3 protein-coding genes are annotated in these 5,711 nt (G+C 36.1%); 1 reads left to right on the forward strand and 2 read right to left on the reverse strand.

Annotated elements, in window-relative coordinates; all coding sequences use genetic code 11:
- Positions 1-594: 594 nt before the first annotated feature.
- Both KZH69_RS20150 and KZH69_RS20155 read right to left on the reverse strand, forming a co-directional pair.
- Complete coding sequence (locus KZH69_RS20150; protein WP_219319265.1) at positions 595-2,616, reverse strand: OmpA family protein; 2,022 nt, start codon at positions 2,614-2,616, stop codon at positions 595-597.
- Positions 2,617-2,697: 81 nt separating this feature from the next.
- Positions 2,698-4,461, reverse strand: a complete 1,764-nt coding sequence (locus KZH69_RS20155; RefSeq protein ID WP_219319266.1) for an Ig-like domain-containing protein — start codon at positions 4,459-4,461, stop codon at positions 2,698-2,700.
- A gap of 410 nt (positions 4,462-4,871) precedes the next feature.
- Here KZH69_RS20155 and KZH69_RS20160 point away from each other — a divergent pair, with 410 nt between their 5' ends.
- Positions 4,872-5,564, forward strand: coding sequence for a carboxylesterase family protein (locus tag KZH69_RS20160; RefSeq protein WP_219319267.1), 693 nt, complete (start codon positions 4,872-4,874; stop codon positions 5,562-5,564).
- The last annotated feature ends 147 nt before the right edge of the window (positions 5,565-5,711 follow it).

Genomic DNA, 5,711 nt, shown 5'->3' on the forward strand with positions numbered 1-5,711 from the left:
AATCATAACTATGTAATTTTAAAAATAGCAAAAAAGTTATTTCCAAAAAATATTTTTGAGCTTTTTAAATTAGCTCAAATATTTTTCAGAATAACTTTTCAACTTACACAGTTAGTGAGACACTACCCTCTAGATCAATTTGGAACCAAGTAATATAGAATAAAACTTTAATAACAATAAGCAAAACAAACTATTATGGCGTATATTTCTATTTACCTCAACTTCATTTAAAACACTGAAGAAGCATTTAACCCTTAAAAAAAACTTTCAGCACAGAATTTTCTGTTTTTAATAATAAAAATGTAAGACATTGCAAATCAATCAAATAAACCACAATAGATCTATATGATTTTACATATGGTTTACTTCTTAAGTTTAAAAGTATGTAAAACCATTTTTACCAAAAAAATTAGCTTTCAATAATCAACAATCCTTCTGTCTTAAAAAAATTAAAATATTAATTTTCACAAGCCTGAGATCACAGTTACCTCCCTGTCTTTTAAGCAAAACAAAACCCTTAAACGATACTTGCTTAAGGGCTTAATTCTTTTAAAACTATTCTAATTCTATTGATAAGAATGATAGATTGCTTTTCTATTTTGTAACAGGAATAATGTCAATTATTACAGTACGGTTATAAAAACGCTCTTCAGGAAGTTTATTATCAAAAGGAGACATACTTTCATCTTCCCCAAAACCATGAACTTCGAATTTTACATCTCTTCTTCCTGAATCAGACAAAGCGTTTTCAATAATACCCTTTACTTCATTCGCTCTGTCCATAGATAAGTTCAAATTATAAGACTCTTCACCAATGATGTCGGTATGACCATGAATAATTACAACACCATTTTTGGGTATTTTAGGCGTAACAACCTCCCTCAAATATTTCTCATACATAGCGATTGCTTTTGATTTATTAAATTCAAAAATTATGCTATATCTGAGCCCTTCTTCAGTTTTAGAAGGTGTCCAAAGTACCATATGAGCAGTGGTTACTTTTTCTTCAATCTTGCCACTTTTGGTTTTCCCAATCATTTTTACTTTATAATCTCCCTCAGAACGAGTTCCCATGATATTTTTACCTGGAATACTCACTTTTTCTTGAGTATAAGGACCAAAAGTTTTCATTTGTCCGTCTGGATCAGTAGTTTCCAAAGACCATGAAGAATACGCTTGTCCTGCACCAGTTGCATCAATGGTAACATAACTGTCTATAGGTGCTTCTTGAACAGTAACAAATTCTAATGGTTTTAATGGAGCATCTGGACCAACTTGAAATTCCATCAATAATTCAGGTGAATTACTTTCGATAGAAACTCTGCGATCTCCCGCTCGAAGTAATTCCAATTCTTTTATCCCTCCAGGTTGTTCGGATGGAATATTGGGTTTTAATTGCCCTTTAGTAGTTATTCTTGATCCATTTATTTGGAATACGTCGACCAAATAAACTTTAATCGATTCAGCCATCAGCAAACCATCTTCCGGTCCTTTTTCCGAAGAACCAACAAGTATAATAGTCGTTGAAGGATTTTTTACCATTCGATTCCCAAGAATATTGATTACGTTATAATAAACCGTCATTTGTCTTACAGAACGACCTGATGGATTCACAGAAGCTGTAACTCCTCCTATCTGATCTTCATTGAAATCTTTTGCATTCTCTTTTTGCAATAACTTGTAACGACTAGGTATTTTATTGGATTCAAGATCATAAAAAACATAATTACGTAAAGGGAATACCTCTCTAACATTACGTTCTCCCGGAATATTCTTAGGCGCATTTACCGAAAATTGCACTTGAGATTCTACCACTTCCGGAATTTCTCCTTTACTTCCCTGTCCAAATTTGAGTGCCATACCTACTCTAAGGGTACTTAAACTCCAGGTCTCGGTTGTGCGGGGATGTTGTCCAAAATAAGGTTGAAAATTCACAAACGGAGACAAAAGAAATTGTGTTTTGTGTCTTTGTGAAGATAATGGAATATCAAACCCTGCTCCAACTTGCATAGAAATAAGCGTTTCGTCAACATTGTCAAAATCACCTCTTACCTCTTGTGATTCTTCTTGATTAGGATAAGCAGGATTAATTCCTAACTGATATTTAAATGATTTATCCACATTGAAAGCCAAACGTGGCCCTCCGTATATATAAAAATTAGACTTAAAAGGCGCAATACGAATGCTTGGCTCTACAGTGATATAACTTAATTCTGTAGATAGATCTGCGGGACAATTACAAGGAGTGGTTTTTTGATCAAAGGAACCCTTTCTGCTGTCATAACCTGCCTGAAACATAAATCCCAATCTGGTATTCGGTTTGTAATATTCAATAAGTGGTGCCAAATAAAGCCCTGCTCCTTCACCATTGTGAAAAGTAACCGGAGGAGTCAAACTCGAATTAAGCTGATGTGTTGAACCACGGTAAAAACTATAATTGGTTGCAGCTGCAACACCAAAGTACCAGGAAGGTTTTGTATAGTTAATTTCCTGTCCCTGAACAGGTGTTTGTATCGTTAACCATAAAAAAGTCAATAGAAATAGGCCTTTTAAGGGACGATTATTGGGAGCCCATGTCATACATAACTCCTTTTTGAAATTAATTTTAGCTTTCATTTTAGATATATTTTGTTGTTAAATTTTTATGAGATAAATCCCGTCCGAAAACGGGATATAGTATTTAGTAGTGGTGTTGTTTTATGGAACATTAATCGTTGTATTGACCATGGTCACAGACGAGATTAGAGATATTGCTCTTCCGTTGAGTACGGTTTGAGCTGCATTTCCTGGAGTAGAAAAAGTAACACCTGAATTTGCAATAATAGTTCCAACCATAGTTCCTCCACCTGCACCATTAATAGTTGCGGCGCTACCTACATACCAAAACACATTTTTGGCCAATGCACCGTTTTTCATTATTACACTTTTAGCTCCCGTAGGACCAGCGATCCCAACAGTAAGTCCTGCTGCAGTTTGAAAAATCCAAGTCGCATTAGGATCACCTTTAGCATCAAGTGTTAAATTACCATTACTAATTTTGAAAGTACCACTAGCCGATTTATAAACGCCTGGAGCCAATGTCAATCCACCTAATTCACCTGCATTTGGATCAGAACCTCCGGGTTTTGAAGCAGGCGAAATACTTAAATAAGCTGCCGTTGCATCAAGCAATCCTTGTTGTGCTATTGCAAATGATGTCGCAGTTCCGGGAGCTGGAGGCGCAGCAAATATATCACCTGTCACATTTCCAACATTTAATGGTGTCTCTGTATAAATTGCAACACCATCATGAAATCCTGTAATCAGCGTTGAAGCAGCAGTTGTCGCTATACTTCCATTGTTGATTACTGTATTTAACCCTTGGTTTGTTATTCCGGCATTTCCACCAAAAGCTCCAAACATAGCAGCAGTACCAAGCTCCACAACTATTGCCGCAGGAGGTGCCAGTATGGTCGTAAAATTCCAAACATAGTCATTAGCCAGTGGAGTTCCTACTACATTTTTGGCTCCATTCGTAATTGTTGCTGTATAAACTTTCCCTATTACCAAAGAATTTGTTGGGTTAAAAGAAGCTGTAGTACCTGAATAAGAAACCGTACCTGGAATTATTGTAGTTCCCTGTTTCAAAGTAAATGTGGTCGCATTGATTGTAGAAGCATCCATTACAGTACTAAAATTAGCCGTTACCGTTTGATTTAAAGCGACATCAATAGCATTATTAACAGGATCTGTTGCCGTTACTGTTGGCACAATATCCGTAGTAAAAGTCCAAGTATAATCTGCTACCATTGCGGTATTCAATGAGTTTTTTGCACCATTTGTTATAGTTACAGTATAGATTTTGTTAGCCAATAAAGGATTTGTTGGTACAAATGAAACTGTCGATCCTGTATAGGTAATTACTCCCGCCACAATATTAGTACCTTGATTTACTTTAAACGTTGTAGCATTTAATGTCGATGGATTCATTGGCATATTAAATGTTGCTGAAATTGTTTTATCAAACTTCACCGCAATAGCGTTATTAATAGGATCTGTTGTAATCACTACAGGTCTTAAAAGTGTACCTGTCGAAAATGCCCACACATAATCAGTTTGCAAAAAATTACCCATTAGGTCTTTAGTTTTCGTAGTAATTCTGGCGGTATAAGTGGTATTCTCTGCCAACGGAAGTGCTGGCGTGAATGAGGCGGTTTTACCTGCGTAAGTAACCGTTCCTGCTATAGGAGCAACTCCAATTACCGTAAATGAGGTTGAAGTAATCGAACTTGGATCCATTTCCTCGTTGAATGTTGCAGTAATGATTTGTCCAAATGGCACATTTAATGCATTACTCAAGGGGGTTGTAGATACAACTATAGGACATACTCCTTTGACTTCTTCAAAATCATCATTTTCGCAGCCCGAAATTAATGCAATACATAGTATCGCAAAAGTGAATAGTAAAATTTTAGCTTTCATTTTATTTTGTTTTAGGATTAAATTATTTCGTACAACAAAGGTGGTTCTGCAATGCTTCAGATATATTATACAATTCACACTAAGACTTGTATTATTCACACTATTTCGCTTTTAAAAATCAAATAAGTAATTTATCACTTACGATTTAAGATAAAATTCACAACTTCGTCGCTTGACAAATCCTTCTTCACTTAGCCAAAATATTGAAATCAAAATCACTACATAATCTTGTAATGCAATTAATACTGCTGACTATTTCAAAATAGTCGAATAGATTTTATTAGGAAGCCGAATGAAATATGCAGATAGGTTTTGAGCTGCTTTTTTACCATTAAAAACATGAAAAATTTGCCTCCTTTAATTATAAAAGGTAATTTGCGAACCCATTTCAAAACAATGCCCCCAAACTAATGCGATTTTATATTTTATTTTACCTACTTATGCTTTGTGGCATTCCTAATGCACAAGCGCAACTAAAAGCAATTATAGACCAAACCGAATACCCTTTCTGGATCAATCTGCCTAATCAGGAAGTTTTGGACAAAAAAGCACCTATCATTTTATTTCTTCACGGCAAAAGCCTCTCTGGGACCAATTTGGACCGAGTAAAACGTTACGGCGTAATTCGAGCCATCGAGAGAGGAAAAGAAATACCAGCCATCGTTATTGCGCCACAAGTAGCTCACGGTGCTTGGGATCCAGACAAACTCTTAAAACTTTTGGAATATGTGCAAAACAATTACAACACCGATTTATCGAGGGTTTATGTGTGCGGAATGAGTTTAGGCGGATACGGCACTTTTGATTTTGCCGGAAAGTATCCTGACAAAATCACAGCAGCTGTCGCCATTTGTGGAGGCGGAAACACAAAAGATGCCTGCAATCTGGCAACAGTTCCTTTGTGGGTTATTCACGGAAACAAAGATTATATTGTTCCGATTTCGGAATCCAGAAAAATGGTCAAAGCCATTCAGACCTGCAATCCCGATGCCAATCTTACTTTTACAGTTGTTAAAGGCGGTAATCATGGCAGTGTGGAAAGCTATTTCAGAGAAGATAAAATTTACAACTGGATGCTGAGCCAAGCTAAATTTATTCCATAAAAAAAGGCAACCTATATTTGGCTACGGTCTGGACACATCTCTAAAAAGCATCCAGCCTTGCATAATTGCGGCGAATTTTTGAAGACCAATCCAAAAGGTTGTGATGCCAGGTTTTCTCTCTGAAAGATAACCTTTCCAGCCTCCTAA

This window comes from Flavobacterium taihuense (genome assembly GCF_019351435.1).
GTDB classification, from domain to species: domain Bacteria; phylum Bacteroidota; class Bacteroidia; order Flavobacteriales; family Flavobacteriaceae; genus Flavobacterium; species Flavobacterium taihuense.